Origin of the sequence: uncultured Mobiluncus sp. (assembly GCF_947254095.1) — a bacterium.
Taxonomy (GTDB): domain Bacteria; phylum Actinomycetota; class Actinomycetes; order Actinomycetales; family Actinomycetaceae; genus Mobiluncus.
This window is the reverse complement of the sequence record NZ_CAMYBV010000006.1, coordinates 1-19,859: the sequence shown is the minus strand read 5'-3', so window position 1 is coordinate 19,859 and position 19,859 is coordinate 1. Positions and strand designations below refer to the sequence as shown.

Annotated in this window: 17 protein-coding genes; 14 read left to right on the top strand and 3 right to left on the bottom strand. The window is 57.0% G+C overall.

Annotation, left to right across the window (positions count from 1 at the left end):
* The first annotated feature begins 36 nt into the window (after positions 1-36).
* The 5 genes from ftsH to Q0X47_RS03030 all read left to right on the top strand — a co-directional run bounded on the left by ftsH (position 37) and on the right by Q0X47_RS03030 (position 5,642).
* Complete coding sequence (gene ftsH, locus Q0X47_RS03050; protein WP_297722775.1) at positions 37-2,316, top strand: ATP-dependent zinc metalloprotease FtsH; 2,280 nt, start codon at positions 37-39, stop codon at positions 2,314-2,316.
* The gene (gene folE, locus Q0X47_RS03045; RefSeq protein WP_297722773.1) at positions 2,313-2,888 is read left to right on the top strand and encodes a GTP cyclohydrolase I FolE; all 576 of its coding nucleotides are present in this window, start codon (positions 2,313-2,315) and stop codon (positions 2,886-2,888) included. Before ftsH ends, folE begins: the two co-directional genes overlap by 4 nt.
* Positions 2,889-2,952: 64 nt before the next feature.
* Complete coding sequence (gene folP, locus Q0X47_RS03040) at positions 2,953-3,843, top strand: dihydropteroate synthase (RefSeq protein WP_367178281.1); 891 nt, start codon at positions 2,953-2,955, stop codon at positions 3,841-3,843.
* A gap of 15 nt (positions 3,844-3,858) precedes the next feature.
* Positions 3,859-5,160 carry a 2-amino-4-hydroxy-6-hydroxymethyldihydropteridine diphosphokinase gene (gene folK / locus Q0X47_RS03035; RefSeq protein WP_297722769.1) on the top strand — a complete coding sequence of 434 codons (1,302 nt, stop codon included), beginning with the start codon at positions 3,859-3,861 and terminating at the stop codon, positions 5,158-5,160.
* Positions 5,160-5,642: a DUF3180 domain-containing protein gene (locus Q0X47_RS03030; protein ID WP_297722767.1), complete on the top strand. Its 483-nt coding sequence runs from the start codon at positions 5,160-5,162 to the stop codon at positions 5,640-5,642. The genes folK and Q0X47_RS03030 overlap by 1 nt, the downstream gene beginning before the upstream one ends.
* Before the next feature lie 37 nt (positions 5,643-5,679).
* Here Q0X47_RS03030 and Q0X47_RS03025 read toward each other — a convergent pair whose 3' ends face one another.
* Positions 5,680-6,189, bottom strand: a complete 510-nt coding sequence (locus Q0X47_RS03025; protein WP_297722765.1) for a hypothetical protein — start codon at positions 6,187-6,189, stop codon at positions 5,680-5,682.
* Positions 6,190-6,273: 84 nt separating this feature from the next.
* On the opposite strand from Q0X47_RS03025, the gene Q0X47_RS03020 reads away from it, so the two are divergent.
* Positions 6,274-7,086, top strand: coding sequence for a hypothetical protein (locus Q0X47_RS03020; protein WP_297722763.1), 813 nt, complete (start codon positions 6,274-6,276; stop codon positions 7,084-7,086).
* A 4-nt stretch (positions 7,087-7,090) separates the two neighbouring features.
* Positions 7,091-8,164, top strand: coding sequence for a DNA integrity scanning diadenylate cyclase DisA (disA, locus tag Q0X47_RS03015; protein ID WP_297722761.1), 1,074 nt, complete (start codon positions 7,091-7,093; stop codon positions 8,162-8,164).
* A 24-nt stretch (positions 8,165-8,188) separates the two neighbouring features.
* Here disA and Q0X47_RS03010 read toward each other — a convergent pair whose 3' ends face one another.
* Together Q0X47_RS03010 and Q0X47_RS03005 are read right to left on the bottom strand one after the other, a co-directional pair.
* The gene (locus Q0X47_RS03010; RefSeq protein WP_297722759.1) at positions 8,189-9,157 is read right to left on the bottom strand and encodes a DUF808 domain-containing protein; all 969 of its coding nucleotides are present in this window, start codon (positions 9,155-9,157) and stop codon (positions 8,189-8,191) included.
* 98 nt (positions 9,158-9,255) lie between these two features.
* Complete coding sequence (locus Q0X47_RS03005) at positions 9,256-10,215, bottom strand: CPBP family intramembrane glutamic endopeptidase (protein ID WP_297722757.1); 960 nt, start codon at positions 10,213-10,215, stop codon at positions 9,256-9,258.
* Positions 10,216-10,504: 289 nt separating this feature from the next.
* Between Q0X47_RS03005 and rpsL the strand changes: the two genes are divergently transcribed.
* From rpsL to Q0X47_RS02970, 7 genes are all read left to right on the top strand, one after another.
* On the top strand, positions 10,505-10,879 hold the full coding sequence (rpsL, locus tag Q0X47_RS03000; protein WP_004008363.1) for a 30S ribosomal protein S12: 375 nt from the start codon (positions 10,505-10,507) through the stop codon (positions 10,877-10,879).
* Between the two features lie 2 nt (positions 10,880-10,881).
* Positions 10,882-11,352, top strand: coding sequence for a 30S ribosomal protein S7 (gene rpsG, locus Q0X47_RS02995; RefSeq protein WP_296179357.1), 471 nt, complete (start codon positions 10,882-10,884; stop codon positions 11,350-11,352).
* Positions 11,353-11,451: 99 nt separating this feature from the next.
* Positions 11,452-13,584, top strand: a complete 2,133-nt coding sequence (gene fusA / locus Q0X47_RS02990) for an elongation factor G (protein ID WP_297722755.1) — start codon at positions 11,452-11,454, stop codon at positions 13,582-13,584.
* Between the two features lie 208 nt (positions 13,585-13,792).
* A complete protein-coding gene (gene tuf, locus Q0X47_RS02985) occupies positions 13,793-14,989 on the top strand; it encodes an elongation factor Tu (protein WP_297722753.1) in 1,197 nt (398 codons plus the stop codon).
* Between the two features lie 160 nt (positions 14,990-15,149).
* The gene (locus Q0X47_RS02980; protein WP_297722751.1) at positions 15,150-16,772 is read left to right on the top strand and encodes an aldehyde dehydrogenase; all 1,623 of its coding nucleotides are present in this window, start codon (positions 15,150-15,152) and stop codon (positions 16,770-16,772) included.
* Positions 16,773-16,863: 91 nt separating this feature from the next.
* Positions 16,864-18,489: an aldehyde dehydrogenase family protein gene (locus Q0X47_RS02975; protein ID WP_297722749.1), complete on the top strand. Its 1,626-nt coding sequence runs from the start codon at positions 16,864-16,866 to the stop codon at positions 18,487-18,489.
* Between the two features lie 121 nt (positions 18,490-18,610).
* A complete protein-coding gene (locus Q0X47_RS02970) occupies positions 18,611-19,597 on the top strand; it encodes an ABC transporter substrate-binding protein (RefSeq protein WP_297722747.1) in 987 nt (328 codons plus the stop codon).
* The last annotated feature ends 262 nt before the right edge of the window (positions 19,598-19,859 follow it).

Sequence of the window (19,859 nt, the reverse complement as noted above, 5' to 3'; positions counted from 1 at the left end):
GCTTAAGGTGTTGTACCGGATAACGGAAAAGTGAACATGGACAAGACGAATAAAACTCCAAAGAAAAAACAAATCTCTGGCGGCATCGCGGCCTTTGTAGTCATCGCAATAATTGTGGCTTTCATGGTTTTTTCTGCCCAAGGCGGTCCCACTCGCATTACCACCGACGAAGGTTTGACGTTGTTGCGGGGCAGCACCGTTGAAAAAGTCGTTATCAACGATGGCACCCAGACCGTCAGTATGGAGTTGACCAAGTCCTACCAACGTCCGCGGGTTTATCTGCCCAAAGACGGTCCTTTCGGGATGAAACCGAATGCGGACGCGGGTAAAAAGGTTTCTTTTTCTTATGTTCGTCCCCAAGCGGAGACGGTTGCGAACGCGGTAGCTGACGCGAAACCAAAGAAGGGTTTCGATTCTATCTATCCGGTGTCCTCCTGGTGGGAGTCCATGCTCACTTTGATGGTGCCGATGATTATCATCTTTGTGGTGTTTTTCTGGTTTGTTTCGCGCATGGGCGGGGGGATGGGTCCCCTCGGAATGGGTCGAGCCAAGCCTCGAATGTTCAACAAAGAGGACGAAACGAAAGTGACGTTCGCAGACGTTGCGGGCGTCAAAGAGGCTGTGGAGGAATTGGAGGAAATCAAAGAGTTCCTGGCGGAGCCCGAAAAGTTCCACAAGCTCGGGGCGAAAATTCCCAAGGGGGTGCTGCTCTACGGTCCTCCCGGCACCGGTAAGACCCTGTTGGCTCGCGCGGTTGCCGGAGAAGCCGGGGTGCCGTTCTTTTCGATGAGCGGTTCCGAGTTCGTCGAGATGTTCGTAGGTATGGGTGCCTCCCGAGTGCGGGATTTGTTTGAGCAGGCGCGGGCGGCGGCTCCGGCCATCATTTTTGTTGACGAGATTGACGCGGTAGGTCGTCACCGCGGCACCGGCTTGGGTGGGGGTCACGATGAACGTGAACAAACCTTGAACCAGCTGCTGGTAGAGATGGACGGATTCGACGAACGCACCAACGTCATTATGATTGCCGCTACGAACCGTGCCGATGTGCTCGATCCGGCTTTGCTGCGCCCCGGTCGTTTTGACCGTCAGGTGGCGGTTGAAGCCCCGGATTTAAAGGGACGCGAAGCGATTTTAGCGGTTCACTCCAAGAACAAGCCCCTGGCTCCCGAGGTGGATATGAAATCACTGGCCAAGCGCTCCCCGGGATTCACCGGCGCGGATTTGGCCAATGTTTTGAACGAAGCGGCTTTGCTTGCGGCACGTCACAGTCGGGAAGTTATTACCGCTCACGATCTCGATGAAGCGGTGGATCGGGTTATTGCCGGGCCCCAGAAGCATTCCCGGATTATGAACGACCACGACAAACTGGTCACTGCCTACCACGAGGGTGGTCACGCCTTGTGCGCCGCGGCATCGAACTATTCCGACCCCGTGACGAAAGTGACGATTCTGCCCCGTGGACATGCCTTGGGCTACACCATGGTCATGCCCACCGAGGATCGCTATTCCGAGACCCGTAACCAGCTGTTGGACCAGCTGGTTTACGCTATGGGAGGGCGAGTCGTAGAGGAAATTGTGTTTCAAGATCCCTCTACCGGGGCGTCTAATGACATTGAAAATGCCACCGCTATCGCCCGCAAGATGGTGACCCGCTGGGGCTTGTCGGCCGGGCTGGGGGCGGTTCGTTACGGCAGCTCCCACGATGAACCTTTTGTGGGCATGGAATATGGTAAAGCGCAAGAGTATTCCGATTCCACCGCCCATGCTATCGACGCGGAGGTGCAAGATTTGATGGAAGCCGCCACGCGGGAAGCCTGGTCCATCATTACCGAGAATCGTGACATTTTGGATACGCTGGCACGCCGTTTGCTGGAGGAAGAAACTCTGGACGAGAAAGCCTTGGACGTTATCTTTAAAGATGTTAAGAAAGCCCCGCGCCGCACCGTCTGGCAGTCTTATGAAGGGCTAACCTCTCACGACCGGGGACCCATCGAGATTCCGGAAGCCGTGAGAATTCGTAACGCCAAAGCCAGCGCTGAGTCAGGAGAAGGTTTCGCTTTGGATGGCGCCGACCGCCCGTTGGCGGATTCTGGGCTCGGGGGAACCGTGCCATTTGGGCAGGGGGAAGTGAAGTCCGAGGAAAACCCGGCAGGTTCACAACCGAACGACGCAACTCCGGCTGATTTGAGCCTGCCGATTCCGCCGGTCAGGATAGAGCACGAGGTGCGCATTCTCGACGACACTGACCCGCTGCCTCCGAACGAAAACCCGAATGAGGAACCTGTGCCAGCACCTAGTGAGGATGAAAACGAATGAACGCGACCTATGACCCCGAAGGGGTGACCCGGGCTATCCGGGATCTGTTGGTGGCGGTGGGGGAAGACCCCGACCGTGAGGGCTTGCGTGAAACTCCGGACCGGATGGCCCGCTCTTTTGCGGAGCTGCTGCAAGGCTACCGAGAGGACCCGCGTAAGCATCTGGAGCGAATGTTTCCGGTGGAGCACAACGACCTTGTTTTGGTCAAAGACATCCCGTTCAACTCTATGTGTGAACACCACCTGCTGCCGTTCGTGGGCCTGGCGCACGTGGGCTATATCCCGCAGGGAAAACGGATTACGGGACTGTCCAAGCTAGCGCGGCTGGTGGACGGGTACGCTCACCGTTTGCAGGTGCAAGAACGCCTGACCCAGCAAATCGCTGACGCGGTGTGGCAGGTGCTCCAGCCGCAGGGGGTCATCGTGGTGCTGCAGGCCGAACATATGTGCATGACGGTGCGCGGGGTAAAGAAGCCGGGGGCTCGCACCACGACTTCCGCGGTGCGCGGGGTGATGGAACACTCCAGCACAACTCGTTCTGAAGCGATGAGTCTCATTTTGTCTGCGGACTAGGACGCCGTGGACTCGGTTCGGGTTGCCCGGGCCGGTCCAGAAAAAAGGGAGAGAGAGGCATATGATGGCTGTTTCAGTCGGGACCCAGCCCGCCCCATCGGCACCAGCGTTGCCGGATTATCTGCACCCCCAGCGCACCCTGGTGATGGGGGTTTTGAACGTAACCCCGAATTCTTTTTCGGACGGCGGAAAATGGCTTGATTCGAGCCGGGCGGTGGCTCACGCCCTGGAAATGACGGAGCAGGGAGCTGACCTGGTTGACGTGGGCGGCGAATCGACCGCGCCGGGTCGCAAACCTGTGGAAGTTGAGGAAGAAATCACCCGTGTCCTGCCGGTCATCACAAAGTTGGTAGCGGCCGGCGTGACTGTCTCGGTGGATACCCTGCACGCGAAAACTGCCCAGGCGGCCGCGGAAGCGGGAGCCAGCATCATCAACGATGTCTCGGGCGGAATCGTGGACGACTCCATGTTTGCCACGGTGGCTGAGCTACAGCTGCGCTACCCGCAGCTGAGCTATATTTGCCAGCACTGGCGGGGCAGTCCAGAGATGGCCAACGAGTTGGCCGTCTATGACGATGTGGCTGGGGAAACCTGGCATGAGGTGGAGGCGCGCCTGGAACTCATGCGCCACAGCGGTATTGATATGCGCCGGGTCATCATCGATCCCGGCCTGGGGTTTTCCAAGGTCGGTGAGCAGGACTGGGAGGTGCTGGCGAACCTAGACGTGTTTTTACACCGTGGCTACCCGGTGCTTATCGGTCCGTCACGAAAACGATATTTAGCGGATTTGGAGACGGCGGCCAGTGACCGCCATCCTCGCGACGATGCCACCGCGGCAGTTTCCATGTACTGCGCGCTGCACAGGGTTTGGGCGGTGCGTGTACACAACGTGGCTCCGGCAGCGGTGGCTGTCAGGGCGGCGGCTCTCCTTGATGACCACCATCATCCCTGTTGAGAGGCAGTTTTACAGATGACTTTACACCATGCTCCCGGACCAGATTCTCCGCGAGATGTCCTTGGGCGTTCTGTTGACGTGGTTGACAGTTTGGACGGGCTTGATTCCATCACGCTGCGCGGGATTTTCGCGCGGGGCATTCACGGAGTTTTGGAATCAGAGCATCACGCTCCCCAGGATTTTTCGGTCGACCTAACTCTGTGGTTCGATTCCCGCCGGGCCGCCAGCTCGGATGACGTCGCCCACACCGTCGATTACTCAGTCGTGGCTGAAAAGATTGTCGCGGTCATTGAAGGGAAAAGCGCCTCCCTGATTGAGCGTCTGGCTACACACATCGCCCTGTCTGTGCTGGAGGATTCGCGCATTGCGGCGGTTCAAGTCACCTTGCATAAGCCTCATGCCTGCATGGATGTGCAATTCGAAGACGTGGCGATACGCATCTTGCGCACGCAGGCGGATTTTGCAGCGCACCTAGCTGATTATCCCGCCAACCTGACCTTACGCCCCGAGCAGGCCCGCCCCGCAGTTTTGGCTTTGGGTGCGAACTTGGGCAATCCGCTGGGAACACTGCGAGAGGTGGTGGCCGCCCTGCAGGCGGCCCCGGAGTTCGAACGGGTGGAGGTCTCGCCCCTAGCTAGGACTCGTCCGGTGCTGCAGCCCGGCGCCGCCCCACAACCGGATTATTACAACGCGGTGGTGCAAGTGTGGTCGCGTTTGTCTGCGGTCGAGCTGTTAGATTTGGCGCATCATCTCGAGGATACTCACGGGCGGGAGCGTCCCTATCGCTGGGCAGCGCGGTCTTTGGATGTTGACGTGATTGACGTTGAAGGGGTAACTTCTGACGATTCGCGCCTGACCTTGCCCCACCCGCGGGCCTCCGCACGAGCTTTTGTCTTGGTGCCTTGGTCCCAGCTTGACCCGCACGCGACTCTGGAAGGTCGCTCCGTCTCTCAACTCGCGGCCTGGGCGGAGGACGCCAACGGAATCGTGAACCTGTGGACGGATTGGCTGGTGACCGACCCGGAAACGAAGCCGGAACAGAGCGCGCCGGACCGCCCTTCTGTCCCCGATTTCCCGAACGCGCCCGAAGGCTCCCCGCGGGGCGAGCCGGAGGGCAGGGACTGGGACGGTTTCGGTCTGCCGTCTTGGCAAGCCGCCCTGCCCGGCGCGGACGCCCGGCCTCGCGTGGTCGACAACGACACCGAAATCGACATTATTCGCCAAGATTCCACCCCTCCGACCGCGAACTCACTTTCCTTCGTGCGGCCCGCAGTCCCAGCCCCACAGTGGAAGCGTGTCAGGAAGCGGCGGCACTGATGAGCCACACAAAACCCGTCGTACTGGTGCTCCTGACCGTGGTGGTGGGATGCCTCAGCGCCGCGTTGCTGAACTTCCTGTATAACCAAGGCGCCTCGCTGCCGCGTGACGGTGTGGAATTCGGTTTGGTTGCCCTGATTATTTCCCTCTTGAGCGGGTGGTTGGCGGCGCACGTTCATAGGCTCAAGAAGCGTCAGGAGACTTGGATGAGTGCGGTGGGGGCCGCTCGGGTGGCGGCACTGTCTCTCGCCCTGTCGCACACCGGGGCCATTTTCCTGGGCTATTTCGGGGCGCAGTCCATCTTTATACTGGTGAACTTGGGAAACGATGCTCTGGCAGAGACGCTGTGGAGAAAGATTGTGGCGGTTATCGGCGCGACATTGATGGTGCTAACCGGGCTGATCATCGAAAAAATCTGCACTATCGACCCGGAGGATCCGAAATCTCAATCCTCGTCTGGAGCGACCCCGGAAGCTGCTTAGACAGGCGGGCAACTGCCTCTCGAACCGGCGCTGACAATCAGTTCGTCTGCGCGTCGTCAACCAGGTAACCCGCGGCAAACAGCAGGGAGATAGGGATGGCTTGGCGGGTATGAGCCAGTTTCACCCCGGACAGACGGCGGCGTTCACCCCGGCGAAACAGCCAGAATTCCAGCCAAATACTGCAACCCAGCAATACCGTTCCGAAAGCTCCCAGCAGCATCAACACGCGCCAATCCAGATTCTTGGGATCGAATTTCACGTTGTCGCTGGTCATTTCCCAAGCCTCTTGGTCGGGGCTTTCCGAGGCGATGTCATCGCGTACCGCGGTGACGGTATCCCGCGCCACCAAAGCGGTCAAAGCTGTCAAAGCGGGAATGATGCCCAAGCGCACCAAAGCTCGCGGTTTTTTTTCCGTGAAAAGATCCGGAGAGGCGTACCAGGCAAAAGTAAGCAGGGAACCGATGCCGGTGATTGCGAGTTGGTGGGGGGTCACAATCTGGCTACGTGAACCCCTGCCGGAGGACTGGTGCCTTGTCGACGCGCTCATGAAAACTCCTTCGTTTTGACAAAATTCTAGCAACTAACGGCGTGGACTTTCGGGTTTTGCGTTTCTAAGCCGTAACTTAGGAGCATGGTGGACACTGACACAGACAGACAACGCGCGGATAGACAGCCGCGTTCTACGGTGTCCCGAAACGGCGGGAAGTCCGGAACCGCCACAGCACGTAAAACACAGTCGGGAACCGCCGGAAAAACGCCGAAAAACCATGGAAAGCCGCGTCCGCCAAAGTACACTGAGGCCCAAATTCGGCGCAATCGCCTGATTGCCCTAGCGATTGTAATTCTGGCCATCGTGGGAATGGTGCTGGTGATTCGCGAGGTCGCGGCCGCTTTTACCCGATGGCAAGCCGCCCAAGCGGCCGAAGCCAAGGCCTATCAGATTCGAATGGAAGAACGCACTTTCCCCGCTCCGCAGCCCTGCCCGGACAAATCCTTGGAAATCACACTGACCCACCCCAGTGCGGTAATCAATGTCGGGGCCGGGGACCAAGCCGAGATGACCCTGCACAACGCGGGCAAAACTGCTTGTACCGTGATGATTGACCCCGCGAAGGTGGGGATGCAGATTATTTCGGGCAACCAAATCATTTACAACTCGACCAAATGCCAGCCCGTCGACGCCCCGACCCGGCAACTGTTGCTGGACCGAGGCATGACTTGGAAACAGAACCTGAGCTGGGACGGTCTGGTGCATAACGCGGATTGTTCACCCGCCAGCCAGGCTGCCGTGGCGGGGACCTATCGCCTCAACGCGGTATGGAACGGAGCCGTTAGCGGACCAGAAACAGTATTTGCCCTGCAGGAGCCGCCCCCTGCCCCCAGCGCCGCGCCGGAAAGCTCGCCGGAAACCAGTCACGAAAACCCCACGAAAACAGTAGGATAAAACCATGAACGACGCGCAGAGATTCCGGGAAGTGATTACCATGCTGGCTCCGGGCACCGAGCTGCGCGATGGACTCGACCGAGTCATCCGGGCTCATGCCGGTGCCTTGGTGGTGTTGGGCTATGAGGATCACATCAGAAGGATTTGTTCCGACGGTTTTGAGTTCGACATTGATTTCTCGGCCACACGGCTGCGCGAACTGTGCAAAATGGACGGCGCGGTCATTATCGACCCGAACAAATGGCGAATTCGTCGCGCAAACGTCCAGCTGCTTCCTGACCCCTCCATTCCCACGACCGAATCCGGGATGCGCCACCGCACGGCTCACCGTGTCGCGGTGCAAAGCGGCAACCCGGTCATTGCCGTATCGCATTCCCTACGGGCTATTTCGCTGTATCTGGGCAATAAACGCTACGTGCTGGAAGACCCGGAAACCCTGCTGACTCGTGCGTCTCTGGCGATTGACACCTTGGAAAAATATCGGATTCGTTTAAACGAAGTCTCAGACCTGCTGACCACTATGGAAATCGACGACATGGTTACCGCCCGTGACGTGGCGCTGGTGGTGCAACGTCAAGAAATGGTGCGTCGGGTCGGACATGAAGTGTCGGATATGCTGATTCAGTTGGGCGAACATGGGCGTCTATTGAAAATGCAGCAAGCAGAGCTGATGCGCGGCTTTGCGGTGAACCGTTCCCTGTTGATTCGTGACTACATTCCCGATGAATACTCAGAGGAAAAGGTGGTGAATCGCCTAGGCGAACTGGATGATGCGGAACTGTTGGATTTGAGCCTGGTGGCCCGCATCATCGGGGTGAGTGGAATGGGCTCGGAAATCCTCGAGATTCCTTTGAGTGCCCGCGGTTTGCGGATGTTGGCGCGGATTCCGCGGCTTCCCGCCCATATTGTTGAGGCGATTACGCGCCGGTGGGGGACTTTGTCCGAGCTGCTAGAGGTTTCCACCGAAGAACTGATGGAAATCGAAGGGGTTGGGCCGGGGCGCGCCCAGATTATTCACGACAGTTTGGAACAGGTCGTGGAAAACTCGGCTCTGGAACGGATTGCCTCGCACTCCTAATCCCGCTGTAGCGGCGGAGCCTCACTAGAGTTCTTCCGGAGGATTTTTCCGCTGGATTCGCTTTACGATGGCGCTAATACCCCAAACCGTTACCGTCACCATGGCACCGAGAACAAATCCTAGCAACATAGCTAATACGGTTTCCGTGAGCCAAGCACCTGCCGCGCTGGCTACCGGTACAGAACTCGCCACCGCCTGACCACAAACCTGCATGAATCCAAAAATGAGAGGCATCCCCACTTCAGCTAGTCCGCTAAAGAACAGATGTCCTCCCACCCACAACATCGCCGCGACCCCGACTATGGAGAGAATCTTGAGGATAGCGGGCATCAGGCGAATCAGAAACCGTCCGGTAGCCTGAGAGACCTTGTGGTGGGTGCGGCTCAATGCCAAGCCCACGTCATCCATCTTTACCAGTAGCGCTACCACCCCATAAACCAGCGCCGTTATCAGGAAAGCCACCACGATTAGGGCCCCGATTTGCATCGCTAGGCTCTGCGTGCGGACCTCGTTTAGGGCCACCACCATAATTTCGGTGGACAAGATGAGATCCGTGCGGGTGGCGCCGCGGACAATGCGTTTTTCTTCCTCCGCGGCATTAGTTGAGGTTGGCGTGTCGTGAGCAGCGCCAGTCTGGTGGTGAAAAATCTGCCCCAAAGTTTTTTCGGCACCCTCAAAGCACAAATATGCCCCTCCCACCATCAAGATGGGGGTCAGGGCGGCGGGCAGAAAATAATTCAACAGCAACGAAACCACCAGGATTACGGCTTTATTGATGATTGAGCCGCGGGCAATCTTGGCGATGACCGGAAGTTCTCGCTTCGGGGCAATCCTCGCTACGTACTGAGGAGTGACGGCGGTATCGTCAATCACGACCCCAACCGCCTTGCCGCTGGCTCGGGCCGCCACTCCTGTCACATCGTCAAGTGAAGTGGCCGCGGCTTTCGCCAAAGCCGCCACATCGTCCAGTAACGCCACCAACCCTGCAGACAAAAATTACCTCCCCAAATCGGTTTACAGTCTAAACGCAACTGCCCGAAAATCGCGACCAGTGAAAGCATTAACCTGTCGAGTTATCCCAGTTAATCCACTCATTTCTGCGGCAAATCCGGGTTTTCAGGGTGGCGGCGCATCTGTAGCACGATGAGCGTCGTAGCGACCAGGCAAACGATGGCGGTCAGGAAAGAACCCTCCACCCCGACGCTGCCGCCGGTAATCCATTCGGGACCGACAAAGGTACCTTGCAACAGCCCGTGTTGCTCACCGGTACCGGACACGACCGACCCCCAAAAGGAGCCCTGCATCGCGTTCCATCCAAAATGCAGTCCGATGGGGAACCATAGTCGGTGTTTCCACAGGTAGGCGGCTCCCAGCAGAGGCCCGCCACTGAGTGCCAGGGCGATAACTCCCATTCCCGTCATGCCGGGATTCATCAGGTGCAGTCCTCCGAACACCACGGTGGACATGGTGATGGCCCACACCGGCCCCCAGGCTCGGTCAAAAAGCCGCACCATCACCCCGCGGAACAGCAGCTCTTCCCACACGCAGGACACTAGACCCATGGCTATGCCCAGACCCACGCCGGGTTCGATACTGACCTGGGTCAGATTCCAATGTCCGCTGGCCCACAGGATTAGCATCGGCAGGCTCACCAGCCCCGCCCCCGTCGCGATTCCCGCCAGGGTTTCGGGCAGTGCCGGCTTGGCAGCCAGCTCCGTAACCCGGCGCTTCGCAAACAAGCCCACCAGGAGGCGGTAGGCGGCAATTTCCGCGACGCACAGAATCAGGCCGCAAAGCCCCAGAGCTAAGGGCGCTTCAAAAATTTTCTCGGGGGAGCTACCGGTGCCCGCCACGGCACCGTATATATTCGTTGCCAAACCGATGACCACTAGGTACACCCCAATCAGCGCCATGGGCAGCAAAGTCGCTTGCATCCACACGCCCTTTTCCCCGGCGAGGCGTTCCTTGGCGGCACTTGCGGCCAGAAAGGGACTGTCCGCAGCGGGTTCGATGGGCTCGGGGGGCTGAGGTTTGGGCTGGTCTTCGCTCACGGTTTCATTTTAGTGCAGCCGGATTTGTCCCGCGCACCGACTGGTTTTGTCGCGGGTTCGCAGTTTTGGTAAGATGGTTTTTTGGTGTCTGTTTTTAGTCACCCAGAGTCGCGCGAAGAAACTCGCGCGAACAGCGGGCTCGCTCCGTTCGAGCTCCGGACGCAACCTGAAATGCCGTTCTTGAACCAAGGACCAAAGGAAGGCGGACCGGCCCCCGGACGGTACAGCTATGTCCGCGGGGCGGCTACAAAGCCTTAGATTCCAAGCAAATTCAAGAAACGGAGTTACTGTGCCAACTATTGAACAACTTGTCCACCAAGGACGTACCAGCAAGCGCACGAAGTCCAAGACCCCGGCCTTGGCAGGCTCTCCGCAGCGTCGTGGCGTGTGCACTCGTGTGTACACCACCACCCCGAAGAAGCCGAACTCGGCTCTGCGCAAAGTCGCTCGTGTGCGTCTTTCTTCCGGCATCGAAGTCAGCGCCTACATTCCCGGCGTTGGCCATAACCTTCAGGAACACTCCATCGTGCTGGTGCGCGGTGGCCGTGTGAAGGACCTCCCGGGTGTGCGCTACCACATTGTGCGCGGCGCTCTCGATACCCAGGGTGTGCGCGACCGTAAACAGGGTCGCTCCAAGTACGGTGCAAAGAAGGAGAAGAAGTAAGAATGCCTCGTAAAGGACCGGCGCCTAAGCGCCCACTCATTGCTGACCCGGTGTACAACTCTCCGCTGGTCACCCAGCTCGTCAATCGCGTCCTGTTGGACGGGAAAAAGTCCGTGGCTCAGAGCATCGTCTATGGTGCGCTGCAAGGTGTGGCTCACAAGACCGAGCAGGACCCCATCGTGGTGCTCAAGCGCGCTATGGAGAATATTCGTCCGCACTTGGAGGTTCGTTCCCGTCGTGTCGGTGGGGCAACCTACCAGGTTCCGGTGGAAGTCAAAGCCTCTCGCGCGACCACTTTGGCGCTGCGTTGGCTGGTGGATTTCTCCCGTCAGCGTCGTGAAAAGACCATGACCGAACGGCTCATGAACGAAATTTTGGATGCTTCCAACGGCTTGGGTGCCGCGGTGAAGCGCCGTGAGGACGTTCACAAGATGGCTGAAGCTAACCGCGCCTTTGCCCACTACCGCTGGTAGTCGCCGGGCAGTCGCTGCCTGTAAGTTCCGGATGTAACCCGCACCGAGTGACTTATAGAATTACTAAGAAATAACAAATACTAACGAAGGGACACGCCCGTGGCACTTGACGTGCTAACTGACCTTAAGAAGGTCCGCAACATTGGCATCATGGCACACATCGATGCTGGTAAGACGACCACGACGGAACGCATCCTGTTCTACACCGGTATTAACTACAAGATCGGTGAAACGCACGATGGCGCTTCGACTATGGACTGGATGGAACAGGAACAAGAACGCGGTATCACCATTACCTCCGCGGCCACGACCTGTTTTTGGAACAACAATCAAATCAACATCATCGACACTCCCGGACACGTGGACTTCACCGTTGAGGTGGAACGTTCCCTGCGCGTCTTGGACGGAGCGGTAGCGGTGTTTGACGGTAAGGAAGGCGTGGAACCGCAGTCCGAAACCGTGTGGCGCCAGGCTGACAAGTACAACGTGCCGCGTATCTGCTTCATCAACAAGATGGACAAGCTGGGTGCGGACTTCGACTTTTCGGTTCAGACCATCATTGACCGCTTGGGGGCTCGTCCGGTAGTGATGACTTTCCCGATGGGTGCGGAATCCGACTTTGTCGGTGTCGTCGACGTTTTGCGTCAGCAAGCCGTGTACTTCCCCGAGAAAGACGCTGACGGTAACGAAACCAAGGGCGCCGTTGTCGAGTACAAAGACATTCCCGCGGAATACCAGGAAAAGGCCGCCAAGTACCTGGAGACCGCTACCGAAGAGGCTGCTGAGGCCAGCGACGAGCTGATGGAGGCCTACCTCGAGAACGGTGAGCTGAGCGTTGACCAGATTAAGCAAGGAATCCGGGCGCGCACCGTCCGTTCCGAGATTTACCCGGTCTATGGCGGCTCCGCTTTTAAGAACAAGGGTGTGCAGCCCTGCTTGGATGGGGTCATCGACTACCTGCCCTGCCCGCTGGATGTTGAGGAGGTTCGCGGTTTCCGTCCCGGTCACGAGGAGGAAGGCGAAACCGAATCCCGCAAGCCTGACGAGAACGAGCCCTTTGCTGCTTTGGCTTTCAAGGTGGCCGTGCACCCGTTCTACGGCAAGCTGACCTACGTGCGCGTGTACTCCGGGAAAGCCGAGCAAGGCACCCAGATCTACAACTCCACTAAGGGAAAGAAAGAGCGCGTGGGCAAGCTGTTCCAGATGCACTCCAACCACGAGAATCCGGTGGAAGTCGCTCACGCTGGTCACATCTATGCCTTTATCGGTTTGAAAGAGACCACCACCGGCGACACGCTGTGTGCTATCGACAAGCCGATTGTGCTGGAATCCATGACCTTCCCCGAACCCGTGATTCACGTGGCGGTGGAACCGAAGTCAAAGGCCGACCAGGAAAAGATGGGCATTGCCATTCAGAAACTGGCCGAGGAAGACCCGACCTTTACCGTGCGTCTGGACGAGGAAACCGGACAGACCGTTATCGGCGGTATGGGCGAGTTGCACTTGGACATCATCGTGGATCGGATGAAGCGCGAGTTCAAGGTGGAAGCTAACGTCGGCAAACCCATGGTGGCTTACCGTGAGACCATCAAGAAGAAGGTCGAGAAGGTCGAATACACCCACAAGAAACAGACCGGTGGTTCCGGCCAGTTCGCGAAGGTGCTGGTCACGTTCGAGCCGTTGAGCGAGGAAGAACGGGCCGAGGGTAACACCTACGCTTTCGAAGACAAGGTCACCGGGGGTCGTGTTCCGCGCGAATACATTCCTTCCGTTGACGCAGGCATCCGCGAGGCTATGGAATCCGGCGTTTTGGCTGGATACCCGATGGTGGACGTGAAAGCAACGTTGGAGGACGGTGCTTACCACGAAGTCGACTCCTCGGAAATGGCTTTCAAGATTGCCGGCAACATGGTGTTCAAGGAAGGCGCCAAGAAGGCGAATCCCGTCATCTTGGAACCCATCATGGATGTGGAAGTCCGTACTCCTGAGGAGTACATGGGCGATGTCATCGGCGACCTGAACTCCCGCCGTGGCAACATTGCTTCCATGAATGACGGCCAGGGCGTGAAGGTTATTCGTGCCAAGGTGCCGTTGTCAGAAATGTTTGGTTACATCGGCGACCTGCGTTCCAAGACGCAGGGTCGTGCGGTGTTCACCATGCAGTTCGATTCCTACGCCGAGGTTCCGCGTTCGATTTCCGAAGAAATCATCGCCAATAACCGCGGTGCATAAGGGTTCTTTTCCTATTCACAGTGTTCCCGGCGCGTTTGCCGGGTGCGTCCCGAAGGGCGCCGGGAACGCTTCAGGAAAAAGCCGCAAAATCCGCAAGAAGAAAAATCAAGAAAAACCCAGGTAGGAAAATCCGTAAGATAGTGGTAATCTGACATCTGCTTATTTATTACGGAGCAAAACTACCTAAAGTCCAGGAGGAAAGAAAGAAGTGGCACAAGGCACTTATACTCATGACAAGCCGCACGTTAACGTCGGCACCATTGGTCACGTTGACCACGGCAAGACTACTTTGACTGCAGCTATCACCAAGGTGTTGGCTGAGAAGTATCCGGATTTGCCCGCAAACAAGTTCACACCCTTCGATCAGGTGGATAACGCTCCTGAGGAACGTCAGCGCGGCATCACCATCAACGTTTCTCACGTTGAATACGAAACCCCCAACCGTCATTACGCTCACGTGGACGCCCCTGGCCACGCCGACTACATCAAGAACATGATTACCGGCGCTGCGCAGATGGACGGCGCTATCCTCGTGGTGGCTGCCACCGATGGCCCGATGGCTCAGACCAAAGAGCACATCCTGTTGGCCAAGCAGGTCGGCGTGCCCTCCATCCTGGTCGCTTTGAACAAGTGCGATTCCTCGGATGTGGACGAAGACATGCTGGAAATCGTGGAGGACGAGATTCGCGATGACCTGGAGAAGCAAGGCTTCGATCGGGACTGTCCGATTATCCACGTGTCCGCTCTGAAGGCTCTGGAAGGCGACGCCGAGTGGACCAAGAAGATTGAAGAGCTCATGGAGGCGGTTGACACCTACATTCCTGAGCCCGTTCGCGACCTCGACAAGCCGTTCTTGATGCCTATCGAAGACGTCTTCACCATTACCGGCCGCGGCACCGTGGTAACCGGTCGTGTGGAGCGCGGCAAGTTGCCGTTGAACGCCGAAGTCGAAATCGTGGGTATTCGTCCTACGCAAAAGACCACCGTCACTGGTATCGAGATGTTCCACAAGTCCATGGACGAGGCCTACGCCGGCGAGAACTGTGGTCTGCTGCTGCGCGGTACCAAGCGTGAAGAGGTCGAGCGCGGTCAGGTTGTCTGCATTCCTGGTTCCGTGACCCCGCACACCAAGTTCGAGGGCAAGGTCTACATCTTGAAGAAGGATGAAGGCGGACGTCACAAGTCCTTCTACGATGGCTACCGCCCGCAGTTCTTCTTCCGCACCACCGACGTGACCGGTGTTATCCACCTGCCCGAAGGCACCGAAATGGTTATGCCTGGCGACACCACTGAAATCAGCGTGGAATTGATTCAGCCTATCGCTATGGAAGAAGGCCTCGGCTTCGCTATCCGCGAAGGCGGCCGTACCGTTGGTTCCGGCAAGGTGACCAAGATTATCGCGTAATCACTTGCGGTCAATTACACAGCGGTGGGCAGGAAACTTCGGTTTCCTGCCCACCCCGCTTTAAACCTAAACCTTGGCAAAGACCATACTGGCTTTCCGTCTTAGCTATAATTCAAAGAGCTGTTCGTAACTTACGGTCGACTTACGGAGAGGGGTCGCGGTGCATTCAGATGTCTTGGATGACAGATTCTTTGCCACCTTGGCAGAATTCTTGTCCTGGATGCACGGTCCCCGCAAGGACGTGGTCGATGTGGAATCCGGAAGGTTACTGACCCGGGTCGCTACGGCTTCTCCCGAAGACGCCCAGGAATCTCTGATGACTGTGCAGGCGGCACAGGTGGTCTGGACAGAAATGGGCCCCTATGGGCGCGCCAAAGTTTTAGCTCGTTTTTCCCAGTCAGTGTGGAAATTCCAAAACGAAATGGTTGCCCTGGCTCAGATGCTCAGCGGCAAGTCACTGATTGACGCCCACGAAGAATTCCTCGACGTTCTGTCCACCGCGCAAAACATCAAATATTGCAGCCGTAAGCTGGGCAAACGCAGGGCCGGCCGAGGAGTGCTGCCTGGTTCGCGGTGGCGTGTTCACCACCGGCCTTTGGGTACAGTGGGGATTTTCACCTCGCCTGACTGGCCACTCTCTTCCGTCAACGATGTCTTGCAGGCGATTGCGGCAGGCAATGCGGTGGTCAACTTTGTGACTCCCCAGGCGGCCTTGGGTGCTGTACTGATGCACGCCATGCTGGTGGATGCGGGGATGCCTTACGGCTTGTGGAAAATCATTCCGGACGCCACTTCAAAAGCGGGGCGCGCCGTCATTCCTGGTCTGGATATGGTTTCGGTTCTGGGCTCGGAAAAGCTGGGACGCAGGATTTCAAGAGTTTGCCAGGAATACCGGATTCCTTTCAAAGGTTTCCTGCAAGTACTCAACGTGGGGGTAATTTGCGACGATTGCCGTTTTGATCATGCGGTCCGGGCCATGGCCCGCGCCGGTTTCCAGCACGCGGGGCAAACTGTGAACAGCGCCGAGATCATCTGGGTGCAGGAATCGATTTTTGATTACTTTAAACTCGCTTTGAAAGATTTCGTGTCTGACCAGGTCACTATTGGTTCTCTGGATTCTGCTGACACCACCTTGGGTTCTATGCTGACCCCGCAGCGGGCGCAAACCATTCAAGAACTTGTGGACGACGCGGTCCAACGAGGAGCCGAGCTAGTCTTAGGCGGCAGCGCTGCCCCAGACTTGGGACCGTCCTTCTTTGAACCGACCATCCTCGCCAGAGTGCCGCAAGACGCCGCAATCTGTGAGAATGAAGTCCACGGCCCCCTCATCTATCTGCAGCCTTTCCAAGACCTAACAGAAGTGTCGCGGTTCTTGGGCACCTCTCGGCACAGTTACTGTATCTATCTGTACACCGGATCCGAGTTCACGATGCGCGATTTCATCCACGCGGCTGACGGCGCAACGGTAGTCATCAACGACTCCTACATGAGTTTGTATTCGACGTGGCAAGCCCCGATTCAAGGTATCAGGAGTACCGGGTCTGGTATCCGTCACGGGGTGGAGTCGATTCTGCAGTATTCCCGCATTCAATCCGTGGCGAGGCAAGAAGGTCATCCCTGGATTTCAAACGATCTCCAGCCCGGTAACCGGATGGAACGGTGGAGCTTTTTCTCCAGCCGTGCCGCGGTAATTGCCTCGATTCTGCTTACGGATACCGTATTTGCTTATGCGTGGCGCAATATGAGGCACCACATTAGGGATCGGATTCACGGCCCGGTATAGAACCGCAACGGTCTCACCGCGCGCCGAAGGGTAACGGTTCCGGGCGAGCTCGGGAAATGAAACAGTAGACTACACGAGGAGGGAGGAGACAATGGAATACCCCAAGGGCATCGACGACAAGTTCATGACCGCCCTGCTCATTGCCGGGCGCGGCGAGAGCGGTGCCGACGCCCCGGTGTATAACGTCCAGACATGGGAACCCTTCGGAACCCTGCATTGCTCCACCTTCTCTGATGGGGAACAATCCGTGCTCCGGGCTCATGCCGTAAGCGAGCAGTGGTCACAAGAGAGCATATACACACGTTCGCGCATTCTGTACCGATTTTTGAAACGAGTTGTACGCCATTACGAACCGATTATCGGGCTCAATCAGCTGTTGAGTGGGAAATCCTGGCTGGATGCATCTTCAGAGTATTTTTACATGATTACCCAGGTACGCGGCATAAAGCGGAATTTGAAGTATCTGGGGAAACCACGTCGGGGTGCGGGGGCGGTACCCCGGTCAACCTATCGAATTTGGTGCCGCCCGGTGGGGGTAGTGGGAATGTTCACTTCCGCGGACAACCCAATTTCGATGGTCTGCGATATTTTGAACCCCATCATGGCCGGCAATGCGGTGGTCAACTTTGTGACTCCCCAGGCGGCTCTGGGAGCCTTATTGATGAAAGCAGTGCTGGTGGACGCGGGGATGCCGGCGGACGTGTGGCGCATTGTGGTCTCGGAATCTTCGCAGTTCGGGATGAAGTTCATTCCGGCCCTTGACTATGTCACGGCCATCGGACCGAACCGGATGTGTCAACGAATCTCGATGGAGTGTGCACGCCACTCGGTGCCCATATCTTGCTTTGGAGCAGTCAAAAAAATCGCGTTGGTGATGGAGGACGCAAAATTGTGGGACGCGGCGAAAGCCTGCGCCCGTTCGGCTTTTCTGAGTGCTGGGCAATCCACAAACTCTATCGAGGTTATTTTTGTGCATGAAGCGGTGCGCGAACCATTTGAGCAGATGTTGGTCCAATATACCCAGGAACAAATCCGGGTCGGGCGATATACCAATCCACACGCCACTATGGGTTCCATGATGTACCCTGACCGAGTCAAGAATTGTGAAAAAGTATTGAAACTGGCTCGCGATAACGGCGCCCGAGTACTGACGGGTTCCCATCCGCGTCCCGAGATTAGCCCGACTTTCTTTGAACCGACCATCGTGGCGGATTTGCCCACGGAATTGAACCTGTTGGAAACGGAAGTGTATGGACCGGTCGTAGCGCTGCTGCCTTTTAAAGACGTTACGAATGTGGTTCGCCTGGTGACGGGGTCGCGAGTGATTGACTCCGCCTCCGTCTTTACTCGCGACATCGATTTCGTGCGCAATCTGATTAACAATGCGGAGTTCGCGACGGTCAGCGTCAACGATACATATTTCTCGATGGATATGTCGTGGAAAGCGCCGATTCAGGGTAAAGGCGAAAGCGGTCAGGGAATTCGTCACGGCATGGAAGCGATTTTGCAATATACACAAGTCTTTTCGGCCGCACGTTTGAAGGGCATTTCCTGGGTGCCTAAGGACTGGCGCTCGGGGAACTGGACGGAACGCTTGACCTTCGCTTTTATGGGGTTTTATTCTTGGATGTCACGTAACGTGACCGACACGGTGGTGGCGGATGGAATCAGGGCTATCTTCCGGTGGATGCGAGACCGATTCGTCGGCCCAGTGTAATTTTTGCTTTCTGGTCAGGTTCCCGCCGATTCCGCTGTTCGATATATGAGACGAGTTTTTTTCAAAAGGTGAATAGCGCTATGGTGAGTTTCAATATTCACCAAAACGAAGGATTTTCCTGATGCGTAGAATAATTGCCTCAATAGTTGTCGGTATGGCCGCTTTGGCGTTGGCAGGTTGCTCATCTTCAGACGGGGCCAAGGGCGGTGCTGCCAGCGGCGATGGCAAATACAAAGTCGCCATTGCCCAGTACGCCAGTTTCCCGCCCTTGGACGAGGCGGTAGCCGGATTTAAAGCCGCTTTGAGCGAAGCTGGATTGGATGTCACCTATGACACTTCCAATGCCCAAGGGGATCAGACCAACGTGAACTCCGTCGCTTCCAAGTACGCTGCGGGCGATTATGATTTGGTGTTTGCTATCGCCACCCCCATGGCTCAGTCCATTGCCCAGAACGTGGTCGATACCCCGGTACTGTTCACCGCGGTGACAGACCCGGTGGCCGCGGAGCTGGTGAAGTCTAACGAAGAGCCTGGTTCCAATGTGACCGGCACCACGGATATGAATCCGGTGGCTAAACAGATTGACCTGGTTAAACAGGTGATTCCCGATGCTCACAAGGTGGGCATTATCTATTCCTCCGGAGAGGTAAACTCGCAGGTACAAGTCAAATTGGCGAAAGCGGAAGCTAAGAAACAAGGGTTGGAAGTGGTGGAAAAAACCATCACCAATACCGCCGAAGTTCAGCAGGCCGCTCAGACCCTGACCGGTGTCGATGCCATTTTCATTCCTACCGATAACACCGTGGTAGCCGCGTTGGATTCCGTGCTGCAGGTGGCAGAGGAAAAGGGCATCCTTACGGTGGCTGGTGAGTCCAGTTCGGTCAGTAACGGTGCGGCTTTGACGCTAGGTCTGGATTACACAACCTTGGGCCACCAGACCGGAGAAATGGCGATAAAAATCTTAAAGGGCGAGGCTAAACCCGCAACTATGCCGGTGGAAGCCCAAAAAACTCCGTTATTGGTGATAAACCCGGAGGCCGCCAAGAAGCAGGGACACCCGATTCCCGCTGAGCTTTCGGCTAAAGCCGACAAGGTGGTTTACCAGTAACCGAAGTGTTTTGACAACAGCCCATCCTGCCTAAAAGCGGGGTGGGCTGTTGCGATGTTGGAAAGGCGCAGGTTTCCGCGGCCCTATTTTGGCTGGGGTGTCAGGCTCGTGTTTTAATTAGTGGGTGAGCGACCCCGAGAACGTAACCGGGGAACCTTGGGAATACACGTAAGGATTTGAAAAAATATGATTGGTGCGGTGGAGCTGGGCCTGATTTATGGGCTGATGGCCTTGGGGGTGTACCTCACATTCAGAATCCTCG